Annotated in this window: 25 protein-coding genes and 1 pseudogene; 11 read left to right on the forward strand and 15 right to left on the reverse strand. The window is 59.9% G+C overall.

Annotated elements, in window-relative coordinates; genetic code table 11:
* From AD668_RS19410 to ggt, 7 genes and pseudogenes are all read right to left on the reverse strand, one after another.
* A pseudogene (locus AD668_RS19410) lies at window positions 1-324 on the reverse strand (hypothetical protein); the annotation flags it as partial.
* A complete protein-coding gene (locus tag AD668_RS19415; protein ID WP_053161389.1) occupies window positions 317-3,751 on the reverse strand; it encodes a toxin VasX in 3,435 nt (1,144 codons plus the stop codon). The pseudogene AD668_RS19410 and the gene AD668_RS19415, both read right to left, overlap by 8 nt.
* Window positions 3,748-4,602: a DUF4123 domain-containing protein gene (locus AD668_RS19420; RefSeq protein WP_172681843.1), complete on the reverse strand. Its 855-nt coding sequence runs from the start codon at window positions 4,600-4,602 to the stop codon at window positions 3,748-3,750. The genes AD668_RS19415 and AD668_RS19420 overlap by 4 nt, the downstream gene beginning before the upstream one ends.
* 10 nt (window positions 4,603-4,612) lie before the next feature.
* Window positions 4,613-6,631 (reverse strand): type VI secretion system tip protein VgrG, encoded by a 2,019-nt coding sequence (locus AD668_RS19425; protein WP_053161392.1) that lies wholly within the window; start codon window positions 6,629-6,631, stop codon window positions 4,613-4,615.
* 86 nt (window positions 6,632-6,717) lie between these two features.
* A complete protein-coding gene (locus AD668_RS19430) occupies window positions 6,718-7,236 on the reverse strand; it encodes an Hcp family type VI secretion system effector (RefSeq protein WP_053161394.1) in 519 nt (172 codons plus the stop codon).
* Between the two features lie 418 nt (window positions 7,237-7,654).
* Complete coding sequence (locus AD668_RS19435; RefSeq protein WP_053161397.1) at window positions 7,655-8,188, reverse strand: cysteine hydrolase family protein; 534 nt, start codon at window positions 8,186-8,188, stop codon at window positions 7,655-7,657.
* Window positions 8,189-8,256: 68 nt separating this feature from the next.
* Complete coding sequence (gene ggt / locus AD668_RS19440; protein ID WP_053161399.1) at window positions 8,257-9,984, reverse strand: gamma-glutamyltransferase; 1,728 nt, start codon at window positions 9,982-9,984, stop codon at window positions 8,257-8,259.
* A 137-nt stretch (window positions 9,985-10,121) separates the two neighbouring features.
* Here ggt and AD668_RS19445 point away from each other — a divergent pair, with 137 nt between their 5' ends.
* The gene (locus AD668_RS19445) at window positions 10,122-10,634 is read left to right on the forward strand and encodes a methylated-DNA--[protein]-cysteine S-methyltransferase (protein ID WP_053161401.1); all 513 of its coding nucleotides are present in this window, start codon (window positions 10,122-10,124) and stop codon (window positions 10,632-10,634) included.
* 94 nt (window positions 10,635-10,728) lie between these two features.
* On the opposite strand, the gene AD668_RS19450 is transcribed toward AD668_RS19445, so the two are convergent.
* On the reverse strand, window positions 10,729-11,166 hold the full coding sequence (locus tag AD668_RS19450; RefSeq protein WP_053161403.1) for a hemerythrin domain-containing protein: 438 nt from the start codon (window positions 11,164-11,166) through the stop codon (window positions 10,729-10,731).
* Between the two features lie 146 nt (window positions 11,167-11,312).
* Here AD668_RS19450 and AD668_RS19455 point away from each other — a divergent pair, with 146 nt between their 5' ends.
* Window positions 11,313-11,738 (forward strand): N-acetyltransferase, encoded by a 426-nt coding sequence (locus AD668_RS19455; RefSeq protein WP_053161405.1) that lies wholly within the window; start codon window positions 11,313-11,315, stop codon window positions 11,736-11,738.
* 128 nt (window positions 11,739-11,866) lie between these two features.
* Here the strand turns inward: AD668_RS19455 and AD668_RS19460 are convergent, their stop codons facing one another.
* Window positions 11,867-12,217, reverse strand: coding sequence for a hypothetical protein (locus AD668_RS19460; protein ID WP_053161407.1), 351 nt, complete (start codon window positions 12,215-12,217; stop codon window positions 11,867-11,869).
* Between the two features lie 147 nt (window positions 12,218-12,364).
* Here AD668_RS19460 and AD668_RS19465 point away from each other — a divergent pair, with 147 nt between their 5' ends.
* The 9 genes from AD668_RS19465 to AD668_RS19505 all read left to right on the forward strand — a co-directional run bounded on the left by AD668_RS19465 (window position 12,365) and on the right by AD668_RS19505 (window position 17,341).
* Window positions 12,365-12,613, forward strand: coding sequence for a hypothetical protein (locus tag AD668_RS19465; RefSeq protein ID WP_053161409.1), 249 nt, complete (start codon window positions 12,365-12,367; stop codon window positions 12,611-12,613).
* Window positions 12,614-12,633: 20 nt separating this feature from the next.
* Complete coding sequence (locus AD668_RS19470; RefSeq protein ID WP_053161412.1) at window positions 12,634-12,963, forward strand: DUF6388 family protein; 330 nt, start codon at window positions 12,634-12,636, stop codon at window positions 12,961-12,963.
* Window positions 12,964-12,988: 25 nt separating this feature from the next.
* Entirely contained in the window at window positions 12,989-13,693 is a 705-nt protein-coding gene (locus AD668_RS19475) for a YoaK family protein (RefSeq protein ID WP_053161414.1), read from the forward strand.
* Between the two features lie 175 nt (window positions 13,694-13,868).
* Window positions 13,869-14,261 (forward strand): sulfurtransferase complex subunit TusD, encoded by a 393-nt coding sequence (gene tusD / locus AD668_RS19480; RefSeq protein ID WP_053161504.1) that lies wholly within the window; start codon window positions 13,869-13,871, stop codon window positions 14,259-14,261.
* A gap of 1 nt (window position 14,262) precedes the next feature.
* A complete protein-coding gene (tusC, locus tag AD668_RS19485) occupies window positions 14,263-14,625 on the forward strand; it encodes a sulfurtransferase complex subunit TusC (protein ID WP_053161416.1) in 363 nt (120 codons plus the stop codon).
* Window positions 14,625-14,918: a sulfurtransferase complex subunit TusB gene (gene tusB, locus AD668_RS19490; protein ID WP_053161418.1), complete on the forward strand. Its 294-nt coding sequence runs from the start codon at window positions 14,625-14,627 to the stop codon at window positions 14,916-14,918. Before tusC ends, tusB begins: the two co-directional genes overlap by 1 nt.
* Window positions 14,915-15,250 (forward strand): TusE/DsrC/DsvC family sulfur relay protein, encoded by a 336-nt coding sequence (locus tag AD668_RS19495; RefSeq protein ID WP_053161420.1) that lies wholly within the window; start codon window positions 14,915-14,917, stop codon window positions 15,248-15,250. The genes tusB and AD668_RS19495 overlap by 4 nt, the downstream gene beginning before the upstream one ends.
* A complete protein-coding gene (locus tag AD668_RS19500; RefSeq protein WP_053161422.1) occupies window positions 15,247-16,248 on the forward strand; it encodes a glycosyl transferase family protein in 1,002 nt (333 codons plus the stop codon). Before AD668_RS19495 ends, AD668_RS19500 begins: the two co-directional genes overlap by 4 nt.
* 91 nt (window positions 16,249-16,339) lie before the next feature.
* On the forward strand, window positions 16,340-17,341 hold the full coding sequence (locus AD668_RS19505) for a glutathione S-transferase family protein (protein ID WP_053161424.1): 1,002 nt from the start codon (window positions 16,340-16,342) through the stop codon (window positions 17,339-17,341).
* 103 nt (window positions 17,342-17,444) lie between these two features.
* Here AD668_RS19505 and cysG read toward each other — a convergent pair whose 3' ends face one another.
* The 6 genes from cysG to AD668_RS19535 all read right to left on the reverse strand — a co-directional run bounded on the left by cysG (window position 17,445) and on the right by AD668_RS19535 (window position 25,083).
* Window positions 17,445-18,839, reverse strand: a complete 1,395-nt coding sequence (cysG, locus tag AD668_RS19510; RefSeq protein WP_053161425.1) for a siroheme synthase CysG — start codon at window positions 18,837-18,839, stop codon at window positions 17,445-17,447.
* Window positions 18,840-20,120 (reverse strand): serine--tRNA ligase, encoded by a 1,281-nt coding sequence (serS, locus tag AD668_RS19515; RefSeq protein WP_053161427.1) that lies wholly within the window; start codon window positions 20,118-20,120, stop codon window positions 18,840-18,842.
* Between the two features lie 15 nt (window positions 20,121-20,135).
* A complete protein-coding gene (gene crcB, locus AD668_RS19520) occupies window positions 20,136-20,510 on the reverse strand; it encodes a fluoride efflux transporter CrcB (protein WP_053161429.1) in 375 nt (124 codons plus the stop codon).
* Complete coding sequence (locus AD668_RS19525; RefSeq protein WP_053161431.1) at window positions 20,510-21,832, reverse strand: replication-associated recombination protein A; 1,323 nt, start codon at window positions 21,830-21,832, stop codon at window positions 20,510-20,512. The genes crcB and AD668_RS19525 overlap by 1 nt, the downstream gene beginning before the upstream one ends.
* Before the next feature lie 149 nt (window positions 21,833-21,981).
* Window positions 21,982-22,605, reverse strand: a complete 624-nt coding sequence (gene lolA / locus AD668_RS19530; protein ID WP_053161433.1) for an outer membrane lipoprotein chaperone LolA — start codon at window positions 22,603-22,605, stop codon at window positions 21,982-21,984.
* A gap of 66 nt (window positions 22,606-22,671) precedes the next feature.
* Complete coding sequence (locus AD668_RS19535) at window positions 22,672-25,083, reverse strand: DNA translocase FtsK (RefSeq protein ID WP_053161435.1); 2,412 nt, start codon at window positions 25,081-25,083, stop codon at window positions 22,672-22,674.
* Between the last annotated feature and the right edge of the window lie 125 nt (window positions 25,084-25,208).

Genomic DNA, 25,208 nt, shown 5'->3' on the forward strand with positions numbered 1-25,208 from the left:
AAAAGCAACGAGCCATAGACAAATAAGCACAGGTGCAAAAAAAGCAGTACACAAAACCATCCATATCTGAAGTGCCAATCTCTTTCCCAACTCAACCATCCCGTAGTTGCTTCCACCCAACTCCAGATAGGTCTCGTTCATCGCCGAAAAATTACGCCGCGACACCTGTGCCTGTCCGGTGTACACCGGCAACGGCGCCAGGAACAAAGTTTCATTCAGGCCCCTGACCCGCAGCTCCCCGGCACGGGGCCGTTGGCTTTGAATATCAACGGCCGGCTCCGGGGCAGTGGCTGTGCTTTTGCGTTTGAACAGTTGGCTAATCATCGATCGCCGCCATTTCCTCTCGGGTGAACAACCAGTAAGGGGCCTTGCTCAAGCCGCTGGGCAAGGTGTCCACGGCGTCGAGGACAAACCGGCCCTGGGCCGGCAGCCGTACGCCCCGAACGGTGGCGATGTGCAGGTCGCGCAGGACAAAACAGGTGCGGTGAATCAAGTCGCGCTCGGCTTCCAGTTGGTAACCGATGTTGAGCGCCAGGGCGAAATCCGTGGTTTGCAGGGCTTCGCTGATGGGCAGGTGCAGGGTCAGCGCCTCTTCTGCCTGGCTGGCGACCACGGTGACCGCGGCCCAAGCCGCGCTGTTTTCCTGCCAGAGCAGGGGCGGCAAACGGGGATTGTAGGGGCCGGGTAGATAGCGGTTGCGGGTTCGATGATAGGCCAGCAGCTGCAGTTGTCGGCTGTCCATTTCCCGGGTGCGGACACCGGGCAGGCGCAGTTGCAGGTAGGTGCGCGGGCCTTCGCGGACCAGCTCACAGGTCGGTTGTTGCACCACCCCGGCCAGGGCGCTCCAGTCTTCGGGCAGGCTGCGTTGCCGATCGGCCTTGCCCCAGGCACTGGCTTGCAGCCATTTTTGAAACGCGTCCAGGTTGAAGTAGTTGTACAAACCTTCGCCCATCAGTTGCAGGGCCGTACCGATCAGCCCCACCAGATTGGTTTTGAGGCCGATGCTCAGCAACCTTGGGCTGGCTTCGGCCCAAGCCAGGGCTCGCAATTCGGCGGGTTTATTGAGAATCTGGTTGATGATCGAGAGGGTGTGTTTGGCACCCCAGATGTTGGTGCCTACCAGGATGCCGTCGCCAGCGATTTGCAGGGTCGTGGCCGCCAACCCCTGATGATTGCCTTCGGCGAGTGCTTTGCCCCATTGCCAGGAATGCTTGCCTGAATCAATTGCGGCGGCCAGAGCACCAAATCCAAAGGCACCAACCCCTGCAACACCCGCCCAACGTCCCAAACGGCTCATGGTGGTGAGCTTTCCGGCGGCACTGTCCATCTGTTCGATGTGCGCCTGCAATATGGTTACTGACAAGCCCTGAACCGCAGCAAAACCAGCAGCTGACATTAAGGTGAATGTCTCAACGAGAGTCGCTAAGTCTGATAACGAACGATCTGTCTTTTTACCAAGCGCACTCAACACCTCAACAAACTTCTGCCCCTGATAAACAAACAGCAACAACGCAATCCCGTCCCCTCCAGACTTCAAGGCGCTACTCAGGGGCTTGCCAAACGTCCCCGTTGCACGGAAGTCGCGCACTGTTCGCTGCATTTCTTCACGCAACACCGGGGCCATGCCATCGACCACCGTGCCGATCTGCCCCGGCCCGCCGCCGCCGACGGTCAAAGCACGGCTGAGGCTGTCTTCCAACGGAACCAGCGCAGCCCTGAGCTGATTGATCCGCTGGTTATAAACCTGCTCGCTGCCCGGTGTTGTCGAGCCGAAGGTCTGCTGCGTCATCTCGCGATGGCGCAGTTTGTAGGTGTCCTTGAGCTGGCGGCGCAGATCGAGAGCGGCATCGCGGGTCTGGTTGAACGCCTGGATTTCGTAGGCCGACGCCGCCCGCAGGGTCAAGCCGCTGCGGGAGAACTCGCGCAACAGCTGCAGGCGTGCGGGCGCGCCGAGATTCCGGAGGAAGCTGTTGGGGTCGATAGGTTGTTGTCGCTTGAAATCACTGTGTGCTCGATCCAGCTGGTCTGCAGCATGGAGCTGATGCGCTGGAACATATGCCCCATCCAGCAAACTCTGCAGCCCCCTGAACCGCGTATTCATATCGGCATAGTTGGGCAGCCGCTCGCTCATCAGGCTGTTGAATTGATTGGCCAGCACATTGACGCTGGCCAGGCTGTCCTGGGCCGTGGCGACATTGATCGAGAAGTTGCTCAGGTCCAGGAGCTTCTTGCGCACATCCAGCTGTTCGGCGAGGGTCAGGGTTTCCAGCCCCGGTACCACGGTGAGCGGGTTTTGCTCGAGAAAGGTGGCGAGCTTTTCAGTCGGGTCACGCTGGCCGCACAGGGCCGCCACGCAGACGAATTCGGTTTCCAGGCGATGCTGGATGAGCGCGCTTTGTTCGAAATCGTAGTACCAGGCAGCACGGTGGAAATGGCCGCCGACAATCATGTTCAAGCGGTCTTCGCGAATGGCCTGAAGACGCTTTTGCCAATGGCTGAGCAACGCTTGCTGCTGGCGGACGAACGCTTGCATGTCCGCCCGATTGACCAGGTGATCAATGCCACGCTGGCCGATGGCCTCGCCGTGCAACGCCTCCCAGGTTCGCACGTGGAGGCCGGCGATGGTGCTTTGATGTTTTTGCCAAAGCACTTCGCCCAGGCAATCGTGCAGGCTGACGAAGGCGCGCGCATAAGGATCGCGTGTCGCCGCCCTTCGCCAGTACTGCTCGTCGCCATAGATCGCCCCCCCGGCATGCTCGCGTCGGACTCGTAAGTAATCAAGCACAGCTGCCCGCTGTTGCGGGTCAAGCTCCTCGTTCAAGGCTTTGACATCGGGATCTGTGGTGGCCAGGTCATCCAGGCGCGCCGCACTCATCTCGTACAAGGACTGGATGAAGGCGCCGGTGAGGTATTTGCGCTGGGCGTCATCGTCGGCGCTCCAGTGCTCGATCCAGTCGGCCACCTGCAGTTGGGCGCTGGCCAGGTCGCGCATCACGCCAAAATCGTCGCGCAAGACCAGAAACAGATAATCGTTCTGGTAGAGGCCCAACACCTGACTGGTCAGCGCTTCAATCGCCGTGGCCTTGAACACCGGCGTGGCTTCCCAGCTATAGGGTTGGCGTTCTTGCGGATGGGCGCCCTCGGGCAATGACTCGAGCCCACGGACGCCGGATGCCAGGTTGTTCTGCGCGACCTCCGCCAGCCAGCGTTCGGCCTGCGGCGTGCTCAACAAGTGAGTCCCCCCGGCGGCCGGGCAAGCACTCGCCAGATCGATGCGTTGCATCAGACGTTCGCGCTCGGCCTTGACCTTGAGCACTTGTGCGCACTTGTACGCCGTCCACTGGATTTCCGAGTAGCTGGCATACAAGGTGTGCTGCCGGTTAAAGATCAAATGAGGTTCGCCCACCGCCGCGGTGCGTTTGTCGGCCGATACCTCCTGACTGTTCCAGAGCAGCTTGCTGATTTGCCCTTGTTCAATACTGTATTCGTGCAGATGCCCGGTCGTGTCGTCGATGATGTACAGGTAGCCATCGCGCAATAGTCGAATGCCCAGCGGCTGGCTGTTCAACGTCAGCGGCATGGGCAGTTCCGACGAGGGATCGAGGTGCTCGACCAGGCCGTAGCGCAGCGGCAACAGCTGCACTTGCCGGCCCATCAAGGGGCAGAGCCCTATCGGTGAACGGGCATCCTTGGCGCTCTTGGCCAGGGCGGCGATATTGGCGCTTGTTTTGGGTGCTGATTGTGTCGTCACAGCAGGCCTCCTTGGCGATGTGCAGCACGGTTTGCCGCCAGATCGGCAGCGCGTTCCACGCGCGCCAATGGGGCGCCCGCTGTCGCCTGCGCCAGCAGTTGAGCAATGTCAGGATGTTCAGTCACAGGCTGGCCGGCCAGATAAGCAAAAACGTTCGCGTAAAGGGTCAGTTCCTGCTCTGAGGAAAAGCCTTGCCGGTAGGCTTCGCTGGCCAGTTTTTGTGCGTATGGCCGACGCTCAGGCAGCGTAAATCTCGCCATGAAGGCAGGAAAATATGTTTGCAGGTGCTCACTCAAACTGCAGACGATGTTGCGAAACTCAACCTCTCCCAGCGCCGCAAGCTCCCGGTCGGTCAATCGATAAGTCTGCGGTTCAGCGCAGGGCTGTTCGGGGCGAATGTGCTGGCGCCAGACCCCTTCGACCCCATCAGGCAGACAGAAGTGTGCGCAAAGCCCGAACCAGCGTGCGCTGCCGTCTTGCTCTGCCAGACGCAACAGCTGATGCATGACGGCAGGATCAGCAATACGTGGCATAACCTCCACGCCATCCGCCTGTTCGACACTGAGCAGGTGGCGCCAATGCTCGAGCTGCGACTGCACATCAGCCTCACTGAACAGCAGGTAGCCCCATTCGAGGGCGGCGTGCTCGCAAAAATAAGTCAGAAGCGGATCAGCACTGCCTTCGAGCGCGATCAAGCAAGGCGAAATGTCTGCCAGCTCATGCCAGCGTGTATCCCGATACAAACAGTAGAGGGGTCTATTCCAGCGAGACAGGCGTTGCATCAGATCCGCTACGCTGACACCGTCCAATAGCAGGTAGGCGGGAGCCGCCCAGGGCAAATCATCCGGCAATGGCGGTAACTCAAGCATGGGATTGCCCCTCCTGTTGTGCAGCGGCTTCGCAGATGGCACAGATCGGTTTTCTGGCCAGCAAGGCGCTGCGCTGCGTCTGTGGTATCAAGGGCGCATGCAGAGCCGTCGGTTCAACAGGCCGAGCTTGCAAGGCGTTGACGCCGACTAAAGGCGCACCGCCGACTTGAATCTCTGTGCTGCTGAAAATGCCACCCGGCCCGATCACGATGTGCTGGCCGCCGGCTTTCAAGGTGATGCTGACCCCGGCATCGAGGATCAGGTTGGCCCCGGCCTTGAGGTGCACCTGCTGGCCGGCTTCGGCCACCAGCGTCTGGCCGACACGGGTGTGGCTGCTGTGGGCCACCTGCAAATAATCGTTGGCCTTGAGCTCGACCTTGCGGTCGGCAGTCACGGTGCGCTGCTCTTGCCCTTCCAGCACCGTGATGCTGTCGCCCTTGATGATTTCATGCCGCTGGTTACCCACCTCCAGCCGGCTGTCGTTGAGGACTTGCTGTTGTAGGTCACGCTGGGCGCGCAGGTAGATCAGCTCCTGGCCGGCGCGGTCTTCGATCGACAGCTCGTTGTAGCCACCATTGGCCGGTGAGCTGTGGCTGCGCAGCACGGTTCGGGTCTTGTGCTCCGGCAACGGATACGGCACGGCGGTGACGGTGTTTGGCACGCAGCCGGTGATCAAAGGCTGGTCGGGGTTGCCCTCCAGAAAGGTCACCAGCACTTCCATGCCGATGCGCGGGATAGTCACCGCGCCAAATTGTTCACCCGCCCACGCGGATGACACCCGCAGCCAGCAGCTGCTCTTGTCACTGTTGCGTTCGGCGCGGTCCCAATGAAACTCGACCTTGACCCGCCCATGTTCATCGCAAAAGATCTCCTCCCCCGCAGGACCGGTGACACGGGCGGTCTGGCTGACCAGCACCGATTGTCGCGTGACCAGCGGCGGACGATAAAACACGTCCCAGGGAATTGCGCCAAAGCTGTTGCGATAGCCCTGGGTAAAGCCGTCTTCAGGCTGGACGTCGCTGCTGACCGACTCTTCAAGCACCTGGGGTTGTTTGCCCCGGTGATGGACACTGAGCAGCAACCACAAGTCGTTGTAGGCTTGCCGCGGGTGCTCGCTCAGGCCAAAGAAATGACCGCTGCGCAGGCTCGGCTGGTCGCTTTGGCCTTCGGCCAGTTGGTAGTCGACACGGTGCCGCTCCAGCGCCTGACGGGCCAGTTGTCGGCCGAGTTTTTCATTCTCGATCAGCGCCGGGTAACGGTAGTCTTCGAGTGCCGGGGTAAACCCGGCGGTGATCTGGCTTTCCAGCAAGCGGCTGGGGCGCTTCAAGTCATAGCCGCGGCGCGTGGCCGTGCTGGTTCGGGTGCTCAAGCGCAGGGAGAATTGGCTGACCACCGGATGCTCGGCGACCAGGCCAGAACCTGGCTGACAAGGCGTTTCGCCGAGTTTGGGGAACCAGGTCTGATCGTCGCTGAAGACCAGGTGATGCCCTTCCGGGCTGTGTTGATGGTGCCAGGCAATCCCGTCTTCGCTGCACAGCCGCTGGATGAAGTCGAAGTCGCTTTCCCCGTATTGCGTGCAGTATTCACGCACGGGACTGGTGCTGACGTTGAAGGTCACGGCATCGCCGAGAATACCGTGCCCCTTGAGGACCTCGGCAATGATCTGCGGCACGCTCTGGTGCTGGAAAATCCGCTGGTTGTGGCTGAACTGCAAGTAGTGCAGCGCCGGCACCAGGGTCAAATGGTAGCGCGTCAGGCGCTTGCCGGACGCACCGACCGACACCTCTTCGATACGCCCATGAAGGCCTTCGCCGTTGTGACCGAACCGGAGAAAGGCCGGCTGGCTGAGCAGGCTCTCCAGGTCCAGATCCGGGTACTCGCTGACCAACTCCACCCGGATCGCATACAAGGTGCTGATGCTTTCGACACCGTCAAACGCCAGGACCTTGAAATCGTTGCGCACAGAAGGGATCAGCAGTTCGAAATGCGCGGTATTGGCCGGCGCGAACATAGGCTTGTCCTCAGGATCGGAGTAAAGAAACGCGCGTAAGAGCGGGCAAACGCATGGACAGTCCAAGACTGTCCATGCGGTCAGTCTTAGCTGGCGGCCGGCGTACGCCAGTCATCGAAACCTGTGGTGCCGCTCACCACATGGGTCCAGGTGATCTGGCGATAGGAGAAGTGCACGTCCTGCAAATGAGTGAAATGTGAGGTTGAGGGGTCCTGGCAGTTGTGCATGTAGTCCTTGATTTCGACGATGATCGCGTCTACCAGTTTGGTGGTGTAGTAGTGCTCCTGAGTACCGGCGGCTGAAGTGCGGTACCACTTGATTTCAATCTCCGTCAGTCGCTCACCGGAACTCAAGGCTTCCAGCAACAGGGGCGAAGCCTTGTCAAAAACCTTGGTGATGACCACGGGTTTATGCACGCGCTGGCCGGTTGGCTGACCAGATTGCGGGTCGCGCGGGATGATCATTTCGTGTTGGAATCCCTGAACCATGACCTGGTCTTCATGACCCTCCTGGTAGGTATTGCCCACCGAATCCGCGGTGAAGGCACCGGCGGTGATCAGACCTTGTTTGGTGCCCTTGATGGACATGTAGGCGGGTGTAGCCATTGATGCTCTCCTTGTTGAAAAATCAGGACTTGAAGGCCGAATTGCCAGCCAAGCCTGGAGGAGAGATCAACAAGGTTCGTGCCATTTAAAAAATATCTTTAAATAACAACATGTTAGATCAGCACATGTAACAGGATATGATTTTTTGCCTAAAAACCGCGTCCAAAGTGCGCAAGAAGTTGCGCAGTGCTGCGCAACTTCTTGCGCACTTGACTGCTGCCCTTTAACGACGGGGCCTGGAGCAGATCACGGGGGGCTTTTCAAGGAAATGAGTGCGCAACTTTTTGCGCACACTGGCTATAAGCCTTCACTTCCCTGAGGGGTAATCAGTTACCACAGGGACGGAACATCCACCGAACCTTTCAACTGATTACCGCTATCCGAGCAGCCTCGCTTCCACAGTGAAGATGAGGTGTTTTCAGAGCTGGATATCTTTCGCCGCCTGCACGTCAATCCGCGCCACGGAACCTGTCAGGTGCGCCAGATCCTTGTTGTGCTCGGCGATGATGTCTTCGGCTGTGAGATTGCCGTTGTCGACGGTGGAATGCGCGTCGGCGGCGAGCACCACGTCGTAGCCCAGTTTCAGCGCCTGACGCACGGTGGCATTGACGCAATAATCGGTTTGCAGGCCGCACATGATCAGGCGTTCGAAGTCCTGTGCCGGCAACAGCTTTTGCAGGTTGGTCTGGTAGAACGAATCCCCGGTGGTCTTGCGTACGCGATGATCCGTGGAGGCGGTTTGCAGCCCTTCGGCCAGCTGCCAGCCAGGGGCGTCATGGGCCAGAGGACTGCCCGTTTCCTCGTGTTGAATGAGCACCACCGCAACCCCGGCATCGCGGGCCCTGGCGCTGAGTGCGTTGATCGTATTGATGACCCGCCCGATCTCGAAGCATTCATATTCGCCTGAGCATAGCGCTTGCTGGACGTCGATGATTAACAATGCAGTGGTCATGATTCCTTCCTTGAAATGTCGATGGATCAGGGGACGAACATAGGCTCGCCCCCTTTGAAAAACAACCCTCAATAACCCAGCGACAAGCCCGTGTTACGCCGCGGATCGTTGGCCCCGTAGAAACGGTTGTTGCCCACCGGCTTGCCACCCAGAGATGGCGCACCCACGAGGATCGCGGCCAGGTGGTTGGCATCCTGGGGACCGGCGAACTTGTGACCCCAGCTTTCGAGGATTTTCACCGTGTCGGGGCTGGTGGTGAAGGCTTCCAGATTGGTCTCTTCCGGCAGCCACTGCTGGTGGAAACGCGGCGCGTCGACCGCTTCCTGAATGTTCATGCCGTAGTCGATCACGTTGAGCATGGTCAGCAAGGTTGCCGTAATGATGCGGCTACCGCCCGGCGTACCGACCACCATCACCACCTTGCCGTCCTTGGTGACGATGGTCGGGCTCATGGACGACAGCGGCGCCTTGCCGGGCGCGATGGCGTTGGCCTCGCCCTGCACCAGACCGTACATGTTCGGCACGCCGATTTTCGAGGTAAAGTCGTCCATTTCATCGTTGAGGATGACCCCGGTCTTGCTCGCCATGACACCGGCACCGAACCAGTCGTTAAGGGTGTAGGTCACCGACACCGCGTTACCCCATTTATCGACGATGGAGTAATGGGTGGTGTTGCTGCCTTCATGGGGCGCCACGCCCGGTTTCAACTCGCTGGAGACCGCTGCTTTTTGTGGGTTGATCGCTTCGCGCAGTTTGGTTGCGTAGTTCTTGTCCAGCAGGTGGGCAATCGGGTTTTTAACGAAATCCGGGTCGCCCAGGTAACTGTTGCGGTCTACATACGCGTGGCGCATCGCTTCGATCTGGTAATGCATGCCCTGAGCCGAGTGATAGCCCAGATCCTTCATCGGATAACCTTCGAGGATGTTCATGATCTGGCAGATCACCACACCACCGGAGCTCGGTGGCGGTGCCGAGACCACGTGGTAACCCCGGTAGTCGCACTCGATGGGGGCCAGTTCGCGGGTCTTGTACTTGTCGAGGTCGGCCTGGGTGATGATGCCCTTGTTGGCCTGGCTGGACGTGACAATGGCGTCGGCCACCCAACCTTTATAGAAACCGTCGCTACCCTTCTCGGATATTTCCCGCAGGGTTTTGCTCAGGTCCTTTTGCACCAGTTTCTGTCCGACCTTCATCGGTTCGCCGTTGCTGAGGAAAATCGCGCCGGAGTCCTTGATGTCTTTCTTGAACACGTCGGTGGCGTAGTCCAGCAGATCGACGTCGCCCTGTTCCAGGACGAAACCGTCTTCAGCGAGCTTGATGGCCGGGGCGATGATTTCCTTGCGCGGCTTGGTGCCGTACTTCGACAACGCCAGCTCCATACCGGATACCGTACCCGGTACGCCGACGGCCAGGTGCCCTCGCGTACTCAGGTCAGGAACGACGTTGCCATCCTTGTCGAGGTACATGTTGGCGGTCGCGGCCAGCGGGGCTTTTTCGCGGAAGTCGAGGAAGGTCTTGCGCCCGTCCGCCAACTGAATGGTCATGAAACCACCGCCGCCGAGGTTGCCCGCCGCCGGGTACACCACCGCCAGCGCATAGCCCACCGCGACGGCGGCATCGACGGCGTTGCCACCGTTCTTGAGCACATCCACACCGACATGGCTGGCCAGGTGCTGCGCGGTGACCACCATGCCGTTTTCCCCGGTAGCCGGGGCCACAGAGGCAGCGTGGGCAGTCAGGCAGCTGAGCGCTAACGAGGTCGCAATCAGCGTTTTGGCAAAAGGTTCGTACTTCATGAGTCAGTCTCTTCTTCTTATGTAAGTAGGAAAACTCGTCAAAAGCAGTAGCCAAGTATGGTCGGGAATACGTATTGCGCCTCCCCGTCGAGGCAGTATCCTTAACGCTTGTTCAGCAATTTCGCGCGGACCTCGGCATGACCTATACCTACATGACATTCGCCTCCCCGGTCGGCGAATTGAAGCTGGTCGCGAAAGGTTTACGACTGGCAGCCATCCTCTGGGAAAATGACAAACCCGGCCGGGTAAGGCTCGGGCCGATGAGTGAAGCGCCGGACAATCCGGTCTTGCTGAAAACCGCTCGGCAGTTACGCGAATATTTTTCCGGCAGCCGCAATCGCTTCGAGCTGGATCTGGATTTTGTCGGGACGGTGTTTCAGAAGAAGGTCTGGGCGGCGTTGCTGACCATTCCGTTCGGCGAGACCCGCAGCTACAGCCAGATCGCTGAACAAATCGGCAATCCGACGGCGGTCCGGGCAGTGGGCGCGGCGAATGGCAAGAACCCGATATCGATTGTCGCGCCTTGTCATCGAGTGATTGGCGCGTCGGGAAAATTGACCGGGTTTGCCGGCGGGCTGGAGGCGAAGGAGTTATTGCTGACGCTGGAAGGCGGACACTGGACCGGAACACCCCGCCTCCCCGGCTTTTAATCGTGTAGGAGCTGCCGCAGGCTGCGATCTTTTAACTCTTTTTTTGAATCACGATCAAAAGATCGCAGCCTTCGGCAGCTCCTACGGGTATGGCTTAAGCCAGCTGCGCCTTGTATTCCTTCTCGTACTGCCCTGCCAATGACTCTTTTTGTTTGTCGTCGAGCAACTTGCCGGCCATCTGGAAGAACTTCTGCTCTTCCTCCTTGAGGTGATGATGAACCTTCTCCGAGAGTTTCTTCGCCGTCGCCAGCCAGGCCGGGCTGGACATCTCGGTCTCATCCAGCTCCTCCATCATTTCGTCCATTTCATGATGTTCGGCAATCGCATGCCGGCTGAGGTCGACGCCGTTGTCGAATTCCATCAGCGGGATATAGAAATGCCGCTCTTCCGCGGTTTCATGGGCCTGGAGTTCAGCCTTGAGCTGCTTGTATGCCTCGACCCGCTCAGGGGTGTCGCCGCTGGTATGGATCAGCGCCTTGGCATAGGTCCGTTGGCGTTCGTGGCTTTCACGCAAGGCTTCGAAAATATTCACGGAGTGTCCTCATCGGCCGCGCTCTGGAATGACGCGTCTTAATCAATGACATCTGCGCGCTGGCGAGGGTTCCACCGTCGTCAGGGTGATGGAACATTGGTGGTGACCACGATAGGCTGAGGTTTCACCGCCATAAGGATATAGCCATGAACCTGCGAATCGAACGCAAGCAAAACCCCACCCCGGAGGAACGCGAGGCGATCCTCGTGCCGTTACGTGCCTACAACGGCTCGCAGTCGGCAAGCCCTCCACCGGAACATATCGCATTGCTGATACGCGACGACAACGACGACATCGTCGGTGGCGTTTACGCCCGATTGTTCTATCAATGGCTGTTTATTGATTTGCTGGCGGTGCCGGAACAGGCTCGGGGACAGGGCATGGGCACGAAGCTGATGCAGATGGCAGAAGACCTGGCGCGCGAAAAGGAATGCGTCGGCCTGTGGCTGGAAACCTTCGAGTTCCAGGCGCCGGAATTCTACAAGAAGTGCGGCTACAGCGAGATCGGCCACATCGCCGACTACCCGCCTGGGCACAAGCACTTCTTCTTCCAGAAGCGCCTGATTTACTGACGTCAACACTCCCTGTAGGAGCGAGCCTGCTCGCGATGGTCGTCAACGATAGCGCGCTGAATCTGATATCCCGCGACGTATTCGAATTCATCGCGAGCAGGCTCGCTCCTACAGGGGTATACGTCAACTTACAGGCAGGTCGCCAACGCCGCCAACCGGCGCTTGGCCACAAAGTCATCCTGCTGGGCGTAGTAGCTCAGCACGGTGCCCGAGGCATCGGTGGTCACATCGACAAACGACTGCGCCGAACGCGTGTAAACAGTGGTGCTGCCCTTCTCGCCAGGATCCAGGTACGCCGCCGCATCGACACCGAACACCGCTTCGTCCTGCCAGGAAAACTGCACACACTGGGCGACGTCTTTTGCCGGCTTGTTCGAGTTCAGGGTCTTGTACGGGGCCTTGGTGCGAGCATCGTTCATCGCCGAGCTCGCGCATCCCGCCAACAAGGTAGCGGCCAGCGCCACCATCAGAATTCGCATTGCATTCACTCATCAGGAAAAAGCGGACTGTATCACCGTGGCAGGGCGTTTCGTTCTGCTTTACTGCATTTATAACGCGACATCGCGCAACGATTCGCGCACCCTGTCGCGCCTTTATCGCTGTATCGCTCCCTGACTGGAAACCCCATGACACCCAATGCCGAATTTTACAAACCGACCACCGAATATGCCGACAAGCTGATCAGTCAGATCGGCCAGACGCCTTCCTGGATTGCCAAACGCATCGGCGTCACCGACAAGCGCATTCGCTACATCCTTGACGGCGAAAGAACCGTCAAGGGCGAAACCACGCCGATCCAGATGACCTACACCGAACAATTCGCCCTCGAATGCCTGGCGGCAGCAGCCAAGGCCAACAAGAAACAGTCTTCGTAATCCGATCTCAAGGAGCGACCATGGCGGCATCCGAACAGCAACATGAGCACGCACTGAAGAAGTTCCTCGACGAACGCCCCGAGTTGCGCCATCAACTCGATAATCTAAACCCGCTGCTGGCGCAGGCCAAGGGCGAGACCCAGGCGCAGTATCGAGAGGAGCGCTTGCATGAAGCCTTTGAGGAAGAAGCCGAGCGGCTGGGATTGTTCGCCTGGGAGCTGACCTTGCAACTGACGGCCGCCACGCCGCAGGACTACGAAGCTCAACGCCTTGAAGTGCATCGGGAAGTGGCGGAGATGGCCGGGATGGACTGGTTGGAGTATTGCGACTTGTATGGGATAACACCCTAACCACTGCTCAAGGACGCCATCGCCCATGCTGCCATCCGCCACCAAGACCCACGCCAGCCCCGGGCACCTGCACACGCAAAAATGGCGCGGTCGCATCGGCCTGAGCCTGGTGGCCATGCTCTCGGTATTGGCGGGCATGACCGATGCCATCGGCTTCATGGCCAGCGGCGACTTCGTTTCATTCATGAGCGGCAATACCACCCGCATGGCCGTTGCCATCAGCGCCGGTGACCTGGGCTTGACCCTGCGCCTGGTGATCCTCGTCGCCACCTTCATCCTCGGCAATGCGCTGGGCATTATCGTCAGTCGGCTCGGCGGGCGCCGGGCGCTGCCGTTGCTGTTGTGCATCTCCACTCTGCTGTGCGCCGCCGCAGCCTGGCCCTATGACGAGCAACTGCCGGCCCTGCTGGCGGCGATCATCGCAATGGGCATGCTCAACGCCGCGGTAGAGCAGGTGAATGGCCTGCCGGTCGGCCTGACGTACGTCACTGGCGCCCTGTCGCGATTCGGTCGCGGGCTGGGTCGCTGGATGCTCGGTGAGCGCCGTGATGGCTGGCGCGTGCAACTGATCCCATGGACCGGCATGTTTGCCGGCGCGGTAATCGGCGCTGTGCTGGAGCATCATTTGGGGCTCAAGGCACTGTTTGCCAGCGGCCTGCTGGCCGCTGCGCTCGGGGTGCTGTCGTTGAGGATCCCGCGACGCTGGCAATTGGGGTATATGCCACGCTAATGCATCGGTCTTTGTAGGAGCTGCCGAAGGCTGCGATCTTTTGATCTGGTTTCTAAATAAGCATTGTAAAAAGATCGCAGCCTTCGGCAGCTCCTACGATTGGATCGGAAAACGCCCTTCGCCGCCCCGACCAGAAAGCTTTATCATGGCCGCAGTTTTGCTGATCGAGTCCGCCATGAAGTTCGCCATCGCCGTGTTTTCCGCCGCCCATGCGCCCTCCTCGCGCCGCGCCCTGCTGTTCGCCCAGGCGGCGCTGGCCGGCGGGCATGAAATTGTCCGGCTGTTTTTCTATCAGGATGGCGTCAACAACGCGTCCGGCAGTGTGGTAACGCCCCAGGACGAGGTGGACGTGCCCAAGCAATGGCGTACCTTTGTCAGCGATCATCAACTCGATGGTGTGGTCTGCATCGCTGCAGCCCTGCGTCGCGGGGTGTTGAACAAGGAAGAGGCCAAACGCTATCAACGCGAGGCTGTTGCGGTTAGCGCGCCATGGGAACTGTCCGGCCTCGGTCAGTTACATGACGCGGTGCAGGATGCCGACCGTCTGATCTGTTTCGGAGGCGCTTAACATGGCCACATCGCTGCTGATAATCAGTCGCCAGGCGCCGTGGTCCGGGCCTGGCGCGCGAGAAACGCTGGACATCGTACTGGCCGGCGGCGCTTTCGATCTGCCGATTGGCTTGCTGTTTCTCGACGATGGCGTGTTCCAGCTCGCCGCAAACCAGAACGCCAAAGCCCTGCAACAGAAGGACCTGAGTGCCAACCTTCAAGCCTTGCCAATGTTTGGCGTCGAAGAACTGTTTGCCTGCGCCGACAGCGTAGCTCAACGCGGTCTGGACCCGAACGGCCTGTCACTGGAGGAGGCGCAAGTGTTGGCCGCCCACGAAATCACCGCCCTTATTGACCGCTACGACCAGGTGATCACCCTCTGATGTCGACTTTGCATGTGTTGTCTCATTCCCCGTTCGGCGACGAACGCCTGACCAGTTGCCTGCGCGTGATCGGCGCCAACGATGCGTTGCTGCTGTCCGGCGACGCCACCTATGCCTTGCAGCCAGGCACTGAACCTTTCAATACATTGGCCGCTCGCGGCTTGAAACTCTACGTCCTGGCCGAAGATGCCCAAGCCCGCGCCATCAGCGTGCCGGCTTGGGTCGAGGCTATCGATTACCCGGCCTTCGTCGAACTGTCGATTCACCACGACAAGGTCAACAGCTGGCTATGAATGCATTGACGGTCGGCGCCCGCGCCATCGAGCTGGACAAGGACGGTTTTCTGGTCGATCTGAGCGACTGGTCGGCCGACGTGGCCAGCGCCCTGGCCGCCGCCGAAGACATCGAGCTGACAGCGCAACACTGGGAAATCCTCGAACTGCTGCGCAGTTTCTACGCCGAGTTCCAGTTGTCGCCGGCCACTCGCCCGCTGATCAAATACACCGCATTGAAGCTCGGCCCGGAAAAAGGCAACAGCCTGCACCTGAACCGACTGTTCAAAGGCACCCCCGCCAAACTCGCCGCGAAACTGGCGGGCCTGCCCAAACCGACGAATTGCCTATGACCAACTATCCAGCACTGACCCTCGAAACGCCCGCCGAACATCCGTTCGCCCAATTCGTGCGCATTCTCGGCAAAGGCAAACGCGGCGCCCGCGACCTGACCCGGGTCGAGGCTCGCGAGGCCATGGGCATGGTGCTCGATGAAAAGGTCGAGGACACCCAGCTCGGCGCGTTCCTGATGTTGCTGCGGCACAAGGAAGAAAGCGCAGAGGAAATGGCCGGTTTCACCGAAGCCTTGCGCGAGCGTTTGAATCCGCCAGCGTTGGCGGTGGACCTGGACTGGCCGACCTATGCCGGCAAGAAGCGTCATCTGCCGTGGTATCTGTTGGCCGCCAAGTGCCTGGCGCAAAATGGCGTACGGATCTTCATGCATGGCGGCGGCGCGCACACGGCCGGTCGGCTGTACAGCGAACAACTGCTCGGCGAGCTGAATATCCCGCTGTGCCGCAACTGGCAACAGGTTGGCAATGCGCTGGACAACGGCGGCCTGGCCTTCATGCCGCTGATGGACTGGGCGCCACAGCTGCAACGGATGATCGACCTGCGCAACACCCTGGGCCTGCGTTCGCCGATTCACTCGCTGGCGCGAATTCTCAATCCGCTGGGCGCACGTTGCGGCCTGCAAAGCATTTTCCATCCCGGTTATCAGGCCGTGCATCGCGATGCCAGCGGCTTGCTGGGCGACACTGCCATCGTGGTCAAGGGAGATGGCGGCGAAATCGAGATCAACCCCGACGCCAATAGCCACCTCTATGGCACGACTGCTGGCGAGAGTTGGGACGAGGAATGGCCTCAGCTCTCCGCGCAGCGTCACGTCAAACCCGCCTCGCTCGACCCTGAGTATTTGAAAGCCGTGTGGCGTGGCGATGTGGTCGACAGTTATCCGCAAATGGCCCTGATTTCCACCATGGCCCTGGCTCTGCGCGGCCTCGGACAAACCCGCGAACAGGCGTTCGAAACCGCCGAGCAATACTGGGCTGCACGGGACAAATCGATTTAACCGATCATTCACGCCCGATCTTTGCGCTTTTTGTTCGAACCCATGGGCATAGACTCGACTCCAACGATCAATGGTTTCGGGAGTCTTGAACATGGGTTTACTAGTCGATGGCCGCTGGCAGGACAAATGGTACGAGAGCAGCAAGGACGGCGCGTTTAATCGCGAACAGGCGCAACGCCGCAACTGGGTTACCGTTGACGGCCAACCCGGCCCGAGCGGCGTCGGTGGCTTTGCGGCCGAGCCAGGTCGCTACCACCTCTATGTTTCCCTCGCCTGTCCGTGGGCGCATCGCACACTGATCTTGCGCAAGCTCAAGGGCCTCGAAAGCCTGATCGACGTCTCGATAGTCAGCTGGCTGATGCTGGAAAACGGTTGGACCTTCGACCAGACGCTGGGCTCGACCGGCGACAAACTCGATCACTTTGACTTCATGCACCAGCGCTACACCGCCGATACCGCGGACTACACTGGCCGCGTGACCGTGCCGGTACTGTGGGACAAAAAACTGCAGCGCATCGTCAATAATGAATCATCGGAAATCATCCGTATGTTCAACAGCGCCTTCGATGACCTGGCCGGCAATGACCTGGATTTCTATCCGGCGCCGCTGCGCAGTGAGATCGATGCCCTGAACGATCGGATCTACCCGACCGTGAACAACGGCGTGTACCGCGCAGGCTTTGCCACGTCGCAGCAGGCGTATGAAGAAGCCTTTGATGACGTGTTTGCCGAGCTGGATCATCTGGAACAGTTACTGAGCGCCAACCGCTATCTGGCGGGCGAATACCTGACCGAAGCGGACGTCCGACTGTTCACCACGCTGATTCGCTTCGATGCGGTGTACTACGGGCACTTCAAGTGCAACCTGCGGCGGATTGCGGACTATCCGAACCTGTCGAACTGGTTGCGGGAAATTTACCAGTGGCCAGGGGTTGCCGAGACGGTGGATTTTACCCACATCAAGAATCACTACTACGGTAGCCACAAGACCATCAACCCGACCGGGGTCGTGCCGAAAGGTCCTGCGCAGGATTTCACCGCCGCCCATGATCGGGAGCGGTTGAGTGGGAAAGGGGTTTGGAAGCGAGGTTAAAAGCTTCAGATCAAAAGATCGCAGCCTTCGGCAGCTACTACAGGATCTGACACCTGTAGGAGCTGCCGAAGGCTGCGATCTGTTTCAACAAACAACAAAGAACTCAGAGTTGCCCCTGAGCCCCTTCAAACCACGCCAGTTTCTCGCGCAGTTGCACCACTTCCCCGACGATCACCAGCGTTGGCGCATGCACTTCATGCTCCGCCACCAGTTGAGGCAGGTTGGCCAATGTACCGGTGAACACCCGTTGATTGACCGTGGTGCCTTGCTGGATCAACGCCGCCGGGGTATCGGCAGCGCGACCATGCTTGATCAACTGCTCGCAGATGCTCGGCAGGCCCACCAGCCCCATGTAGAACACCAGGGTTTGCGCGGGCGCGACCAGGTCGGCCCACGGCAAATCGGTGGAACCGTCCTTCAAGTGACCGGTGACAAAGCGAACCGACTGCGCGTAGTCGCGGTGGGTCAGCGGAATCCCGGCATACGCCGCGCAACCGCTGGCCGCGGTGATACCCGGCACCACCTGGAACGGGATGCCATGGGCCGCCAGCTCTTCGATTTCTTCACCGCCACGGCCGAAGATGAACGGATCACCGCCCTTCAACCGCACCACACGCTTGCCTTGCTTGGCCAGGTCAACCAATTGCTGGTTGATCTGATCCTGCGGCACCGCATGATCGGCGCGGCGCTTGCCGACGTAAACCCGCTCGGCATCGCGACGGCACAACTCCAGAATCGCCGGTGCCACCAGACGATCGTATAGCACCACGTCGGCTTGTTGCATCAGGCGCAAGGCACGGAACGTCAGCAGATCGGGATCGCCCGGACCGGCACCGACGAGGTAAACCTCACCGGTTGCCACTGGGGCTTCGCCTTCGATTTTCGCCTGGAGCAAACGCTCGGCCTCAGCGCCCTGACCGGCCAGTTGGCGGTCGGCAATCGGTCCCTGGAAAACATCTTCCCAGAACGCACGGCGCTGCTGCACATCCGGAAACAGCTTTTTCACCTGATTGCGGAAACCCGCCGCCAGACCGGCCAACTGGCCGTAAGTGGACGGAATCCAGGTTTCGATCTTGGCGCGAATCAAACGTGCCAGCACCGGCGCATCGCCGCCACTGGACACCGCAATGATCAGCGGCGAACGGTCGACGATGGCCGGGAAGATCACGCTGCACAGGGCTGGCGCGTCCACCACATTGACCGGCACGCAACGCCGATGGGCATCGACAGAGACTTGTGCGTTCAGGGCTTCGTCATCGGTGGCGGCAATGATCAGCCCGCAACCATCCAGGTCCGCTTCAGCGTAGCCACGCAACAGGCACTCGCCACCGCTGCCGGTAACCAGTTCACGCAGTTGTGGTTCGATTTCAGGTGCAACCACCCGCAGCAGCGCACCGGCATCGGCCAGCAGGCGGGATTTGCGCAAGGCAATTTCCCCCCCACCGACGACCAACACACGACTGCCGCGAAGGTTGTGAAACAGCGGCAGATAGTTCATTTAGCCGATGACCTCAAGGCCACCCATGTACGGCTTGAGGACCTCAGGCACACGGATCGAACCGTCGGCCTGCTGATAGTTCTCCAGCACCGCCACCAGGGTACGGCCAACGGCCAGGCCGGAACCGTTCAGGGTATGCACCAGCTCAGGCTTGCCGGTTTCCGGATTGCGGAAACGCGCCTGCATGCGGCGGGCCTGAAAGTCGCCGCAGTTGGAGCACGACGAGATTTCGCGGTACTTGTCCTGGCTCGGAATCCACACTTCCAGGTCGTAGGTCTTGACCGCGCTGAAGCCCATGTCGCCAGTGCACAGCGCCAGGGTGCGGTAAGGCAACTCCAGCAGTTGCAGGACTTTCTCGGCGTTGGCGGTCAGGCCTTCCAGCGCTTGCATCGACGTCGACGGCTCGACGATCTGCACCATTTCAACCTTGTCGAACTGGTGCTGGCGAATCATGCCGCGAGTGTCACGGCCCGACGCGCCGGCTTCACTGCGAAAGCACGGCGTGTGGGCAACAAATTTGATCGGCAGTTGCTTGGCGTCGACGATTTCGCCGGCAACGATGTTGGTCAATGACACTTCGGCCGTCGGGATCAGGTACAGATCGGCTTCGCCTTCGCGTGCAATCTTGAACAGGTCCTCTTCGAATTTCGGCAGTTGACCGGTGCCTTGCAGCGCCGGTGCCTGGACCAGATAAGGCGTGTACGCCTCTTCATAGCCGTGCTCGGTGACGTGCAGGTTGATCATGAATTGCGCCAGGGCGCGATGCAAGCGTGCAATCGGCCCGCGCAGCAAGGCGAAACGGGCGCCGGACAGCCTGGCGGCGGTTTCGAAATCCAGCCAGCCAAACTTCTCACCCAGGGCCACGTGGTCCTGAACCGGGAAGTCGAACGCCGTCGGCGTGCCCCAGCGGCGCACTTCGACGTTGCCGTCCTCGTCTGCTCCGACCGGTACGGATTCGTGCGGCAGGTTGGGGATACCCAGCAGGATCGCGTCCAGGTCGGTCTGAATCGCGTCCAGTTCGACTTTACCGGCGCTCAATTCGCCCGCCATGCGCTCGACGTCCGCCATCAGCGGCGCGATGTCTTCACCGCGCTGCTTGGCCTGACCGATGGATTTGGAGCGCGCATTACGTTCAGCCTGCAGTGCTTCGGTGCGGGTCTGGACGGTCTTGCGCTGTTCTTCCAGCGCTTCGATGCGCGCAACATCCAGGGTATAGCCACGGGATGCCAGGCGGTCCGCTACGTCCTGAAGGTTGCTACGTAACAGTTTGGAATCGAGCATGTCGGTCTCTCGTTATTAAAGTTTGGTCAAGGACAGGCCGGCCCAGGTGGCGAGCAGCCCGCCGAATACGCTGATGGCAGCATAGCCCAGGGCCAGCGGCACCTGCCCGCTTTCCAGCAGGCGCACCGTATCCAGTGAAAAGGATGAAAAAGTCGTCAGCCCTCCGAGGAAGCCGACGATCAGCCCGGCGCGCACCTCGATGGGCACCTCCGGGCGTATCAAAAACAGACCGTATAGAACGCCGATCAGCAAACAGCCCACGATATTAACGGCGAGCGTCGCCGTATAGAAGTGCCGCGGCCAATTAGCGTTGATCCAGTTACCCGTGGCAAAGCGCAACAATGTTCCGGCCACTCCGCCAATGGACACCGCGATGATCAAGGGGACCACTATTTTCTCCGCTGCCGTGGGCTTAATCGGTCGAGTTTCGCCAGGTGATTGAGCTTCTCGCCGATTTTCAATTCCAGGCCTCGCGGCACCGGCTGATAGAACGGGATCGGGTCCAGTTCCTCCGGAAAATAGTCTTCCCCGGCGGCGTAGGCATCCGGCTCGTCGTGGGCGTAACGGTATTCGTCGCCGTAACCCAATTGCTTCATCAGCTTGGTCGGGGCGTTGCGCAGGTGCAGCGGCACTTCCAGCGAACCGTGTTCGGCGGCGGCGCGCAGGGCGGTCTTGAAACCCATGTACACCGCGTTGCTTTTCGGCGCGCACGCCAGATACGTAATGGCCTGAGCCACCGCCAGCTCGCCTTCGGGACTGCCGAGGCGCTCCTGCACTTCCCACGCGGCCAGGCACAGGCTCAGCGCACGAGGGTCGGCATTGCCGATGTCTTCGCTGGCCATGCGCACTACGCGCCGGGCGAGGTACAGCGGATCGCAACCGCCGTCGATCATCCGCGCGAACCAGTACAACGCGCCATCGGGATTGGAGCCGCGCACCGATTTATGCAGCGCCGAAATCTGGTCATAAAACGCTTCGCCACCCTTGTCGAAACGCCGACGGGTATCACCCAGCAGGCTTTGCAGAAGGTCGACACCCATCTCGCTGTTGTCTTCGGCAAGATCCGAGGCGTTTTCCAGCAGGTTGAGCAAACGCCGGCCATCGCCATCGGCGGCCGACAACAACATCTGGAAGCCTTCATCGCTGAGGGTCAGGTTACGTTTACCCAGGCCGCGCTCTTCGGTCAGCGCACGCTGCACCAGCTTGCGCAGAGCCGCTTCGTCGAGGCTTTTGAGCACGTACACACGGGCTCGGGACAGCAAGGCGTTGTTGAGTTCGAACGAGGGGTTTTCGGTGGTTGCACCGATGAAAATCAGCGTGCCGTCTTCCACATAGGGCAGAAAGGCGTCCTGCTGCGACTTGTTGAAACGATGCACTTCATCAACGAACAGGATAGTTCGCTTGCCGTATTGCCCGGCCTGCTGCTTGGCGATTTCCACTGCCTGACGGATCTCCTTGACCCCGGCCAGTACCGCAGAAACGGTTTCGAAGTGTGCATCCGAGACTTCCGCGAGCAATCGCGCCAACGTGGTTTTGCCCACGCCCGGCGGCCCCCAGAAAATCATCGAGTGCAGGGCACCCTGCTCCAGCGCTTCGCGCAAAGGCTTGCCGCGAGCGAGCACGTGCTCCTGACCGACGTACTCGTCCAGGTTGGCAGCGCGCAGACGGGCGGCCAAGGGCTGGGCGATGGGGGCGCTGCGAAACAGGTCCATGACTATCTCTGAAACCTCAATTAAACACCGTCTCCACTGTAGGAGCGAGCTTGCTCGCGATGAACTCAAGGACAACGCTGAGTGTCAGGCTGCCAGCGTTATCGTTAACGTCCATCGCGAGCAGGCTCGCTCCTACAGGGATTTGCGTCTTACTCTTGGATCACGTCGGCACCCTTGGGGATGTCAAACTTGAATTTCGACGCCGGGATCGGCTCGTTGGCCTTGACCCCGGTGAACAAAATATTAGTACGCTGGCCGACGCTGTCGATCAGTTGCATGTCGTTGACCAGGCCGTTGCGGAACGACAAGCGCAGGCTGTCGAACAGGGTGTCCTTGGTTTTCGGCTTCAAAGTGAAGTCGATCACGCCGCCGGCTTCCTTGGCGCTGATGTCGAAGCTCTGGCTGATCTTGGACACGTCACCGGACAGCAGCAGAGCCGGGGTCTGGGTCAGGCGCTGATCGAGGTTCTTGATGGTCGCCTGCTCAAGATCCGGGTCCCACAGGGTGACCTTCTTGCCGTCGGAGACCATGGTCTGTTCCGCCGGCGCATTGGTGTGCCAATAGAACAGGCCTGGACGCTGCAACGACATCTCGCCAGCGGTTTCCTGCAACTGGGTGCCGGTGCCATCAAGGGTCAGTTGAGAGAAACGTGCCGTCAGGGTCTGGGATTTTTCCAGTAATTGAGTCAGGCGTGCCACATCCTTGTCATCAGCGTGGGCCGAGAGTGTGGTCAAAGCCAGTACCGGCAGCAACAGCATGCGGATCAGACGCATGGGAGTCCTCATAACATTCGTGGGAGTGCGGGCGGCGCCAGGGACGCCACCCCTTTCAAAACCGGATCAGTCGCGTACCGGGCCCGGGGCCAGGACTTCACGCGAACCATTGGTGTTCATGGACGTCACGACCCCGGCCATTTCCATGGCTTCGATCATGCGCGCGGCGCGGTTGTAACCGATTTTCAGCTTGCGCTGAACCGCGGAAATGGAGGCTCTACGGCTTTCCAGCACGAACTGCACGGCTTCGTCATATAGCGCGTCAGCCTCTGGATCATCGCCGTCGCCGCCACCGCTGCTGCCTTCAAAGCCGCTGCCCGCCTCTTCAACGCCGTTGAGGATGTCGTCGTTGTATTCCGGCGCGCCCCGCAGTTTCCAGGCTTCTACCACGCGGTGAACTTCATCGTCGGAAACGAAAGCACCGTGGACACGAATCGGCAGGCTGGTGCCCGGCGGCATGTACAACATGTCACCGTGACCCAGCAGTTGCTCGGCGCCACCCTGGTCGATGATGGTCCGCGAGTCGATCTTGCTCGACACCTGGAACGCCATGCGGGTCGGAATGTTGGCCTTGATCAGACCGGTGATCACGTCAACCGACGGACGCTGGGTCGCGAGGATCAAGTGGATACCGGCCGCACGGGCCTTCTGGGCGATACGGGCAATCAGTTCTTCAACCTTCTTGCCGACGATCATCATCATGTCGGCGAATTCGTCGACCACGACTACGATGGTCGGCAGCTTTTGCAACAAAGGCGCTTCGTCGTGGATGCTTTCGCGCTTGTACAGCGGATCGCTCAACGGCTCGCCGGCGTCCTGGGCTTCCTTGACCTTGGCGTTGAAGCCCGACAGGTTTCGCACCCCCATCTTGGCCATCAGCTTGTAGCGGCGTTCCATTTCGGCAACGCTCCAACGCAGGGCGTTGGCGGCGTCCTTCATGTCGGTGACCACCGGGCACAACAAGTGCGGAATGCCTTCGTAGATCGACAGCTCAAGCATTTTCGGGTCAATCATGATCAGCTTGGCGTCTTCCGGGCCGGACTTGAACAGAATCGACAGGATCATCGCGTTCACACCCACCGACTTACCGGAACCGGTGGTACCGGCCACCAGCAAGTGCGGCATTTTCGCAAGATCGGTGATGACTGGCTTGCCGCCGATGTCATGACCCAGGGCCAGGGTGACCGGGGATTTGAAGTTGTCGTACTCGGGGGTCGACAGAACTTCGGAGAAACGCACGATCTGCCGGTCTTCGTTGGGAATCTCGATACCGACCGTGGTCTTGCCCGGAATCACTTCCACTACACGCACGCTGGTGACGGCCAGGGAGCGCGCAAGGTCTTTGGCCAGGTTGGAAATACGGCTGACCTTGACCCCGGCCGCCGGCTGGATCTCGTAACGGGTGATCACCGGACCCGGGTGAATCGAATCCACGGTAACTTCGACACCGAATTCCTTGAGCTTGATTTCCAGCAGGTGACCGACCGCGGCCAGGGATTCAGGCGAATAGTTGAGTTGTTTCTTTTCCGCGGGATCGAGAATCGAGATCGGTGGCAAGGTGCCTTCCACGGCACTGTCGACGAACAATGGCGCCTGCTTCTCTTTTTCGACCCGCTTGCTCGGCGCTGCGGGCTTTGGCGGCGCTGGCGCAATGACCGGTGGCACCTGCTTCTCGCGCTCGGACATGTGCTTGCTCAGGGCCTGCTCGCGCTCGATCAGGCGTTCCTTGACCTTGGCCTGCTCGCGTTTGTCGGTGACGCTCGGGGCGACCACTTCATCCACGCGCTCGTCGACTTCACGCAATTGCGCGACCAGTTGCTTGCGTTCGGTACGGGCAGCCCACCAGCGATTGGCCGCGCTCTGGAACAGCTCGAACAGGTCAAGGGTGATCTTGCCGGTGACGTCCATCACCTTGAACCACGACAGATCGGTGAACACGGTCAGGCCGAACAGGAACAGAGCAATGAACAGCAAGGTGCTGCCCTGGATATTCAACGCATTCCTGGCCAGGTCGCCGAGGCTTTCACCCAGCGCACCGCCCGCACCGGCCGGCAGACCGGTGGCGGCATGGAAGTGGATATGGGCCAGAGCGGCACCAGACAGGACAAGGAAGACCAGCCCGATCAGACGCCACGAGAACAGCCAGCCGCTCCACTGCCACGGTTCGTGGCGCTGGCGGAAGATCTGATAGGCCTTGATCGCCAGCAACAGCGGGAAGATGTAAGCGAAGTAACCGAGCACCATGAACAGAATGTCGGCGCTGTAGGAGCCCGCGGGACCACCGAAGTTCTGAACATCGTCGATCTTGCTGTTATGGCTCCAGCCCGGATCGTCCTTGCCGTAGGTCAGCAAGGCCATCATCAGGAACAGGCACAGGGCGCCGATGGCGATCAGCGCACCTTCCTTGAGTCGGTAGTGCAAGTGCTGGCGCCAGAGCGGAACGACGGCTGGTTTAGGTGCTGCGGTGGATTTCTTCAAAACGCTTCTTTTCCTGCGCCAAGGGCGCGTCCATCTGTTGAATGACTATAAACGGCCAAAAAACTGCCCAATCCAGGCAGGTAAAAAAGTTAACGCGCGCAACCGGGACTACTTTTAACACTACG

This window comes from Pseudomonas sp. P1.8, assembly GCF_001269805.1.
Classification (GTDB): Bacteria; Pseudomonadota; Gammaproteobacteria; order Pseudomonadales; family Pseudomonadaceae; genus Aquipseudomonas.

Excerpts from the sequence above, each read along its gene's own strand:
- AD668_RS19425 (WP_053161392.1), bottom strand. The coding sequence starts at position 6,631 with ATGTTCGCGCCGGCCAATACCGCGCATTTCGAACTGCTGATCCCTTCT.
- AD668_RS19430 (WP_053161394.1), bottom strand. The coding sequence starts at position 7,236 with ATGGCTACACCCGCCTACATGTCCATCAAGGGCACCAAACAAGGTCTG.
- AD668_RS19435 (WP_053161397.1), bottom strand. The coding sequence starts at position 8,188 with ATGACCACTGCATTGTTAATCATCGACGTCCAGCAAGCGCTATGCTCA.
- ggt (WP_053161399.1), bottom strand. The coding sequence starts at position 9,984 with ATGAAGTACGAACCTTTTGCCAAAACGCTGATTGCGACCTCGTTAGCG.
- AD668_RS19445 (WP_053161401.1), top strand. The coding sequence starts at position 10,122 with ATGACCTATACCTACATGACATTCGCCTCCCCGGTCGGCGAATTGAAG.
- AD668_RS19455 (WP_053161405.1), top strand. The coding sequence starts at position 11,313 with ATGAACCTGCGAATCGAACGCAAGCAAAACCCCACCCCGGAGGAACGC.
- AD668_RS19460 (WP_053161407.1), bottom strand. The coding sequence starts at position 12,217 with ATGCGAATTCTGATGGTGGCGCTGGCCGCTACCTTGTTGGCGGGATGC.
- AD668_RS19465 (WP_053161409.1), top strand. The coding sequence starts at position 12,365 with ATGACACCCAATGCCGAATTTTACAAACCGACCACCGAATATGCCGAC.
- AD668_RS19470 (WP_053161412.1), top strand. The coding sequence starts at position 12,634 with ATGGCGGCATCCGAACAGCAACATGAGCACGCACTGAAGAAGTTCCTC.
- AD668_RS19475 (WP_053161414.1), top strand. The coding sequence starts at position 12,989 with ATGCTGCCATCCGCCACCAAGACCCACGCCAGCCCCGGGCACCTGCAC.
- tusD (WP_053161504.1), top strand. The coding sequence starts at position 13,869 with ATGAAGTTCGCCATCGCCGTGTTTTCCGCCGCCCATGCGCCCTCCTCG.
- tusC (WP_053161416.1), top strand. The coding sequence starts at position 14,263 with ATGGCCACATCGCTGCTGATAATCAGTCGCCAGGCGCCGTGGTCCGGG.
- tusB (WP_053161418.1), top strand. The coding sequence starts at position 14,625 with ATGTCGACTTTGCATGTGTTGTCTCATTCCCCGTTCGGCGACGAACGC.
- AD668_RS19495 (WP_053161420.1), top strand. The coding sequence starts at position 14,915 with ATGAATGCATTGACGGTCGGCGCCCGCGCCATCGAGCTGGACAAGGAC.
- AD668_RS19500 (WP_053161422.1), top strand. The coding sequence starts at position 15,247 with ATGACCAACTATCCAGCACTGACCCTCGAAACGCCCGCCGAACATCCG.
- AD668_RS19505 (WP_053161424.1), top strand. The coding sequence starts at position 16,340 with ATGGGTTTACTAGTCGATGGCCGCTGGCAGGACAAATGGTACGAGAGC.
- cysG (WP_053161425.1), bottom strand. The coding sequence starts at position 18,839 with ATGAACTATCTGCCGCTGTTTCACAACCTTCGCGGCAGTCGTGTGTTG.
- serS (WP_053161427.1), bottom strand. The coding sequence starts at position 20,120 with ATGCTCGATTCCAAACTGTTACGTAGCAACCTTCAGGACGTAGCGGAC.
- AD668_RS19525 (WP_053161431.1), bottom strand. The coding sequence starts at position 21,832 with ATGGACCTGTTTCGCAGCGCCCCCATCGCCCAGCCCTTGGCCGCCCGT.
- lolA (WP_053161433.1), bottom strand. The coding sequence starts at position 22,605 with ATGCGTCTGATCCGCATGCTGTTGCTGCCGGTACTGGCTTTGACCACA.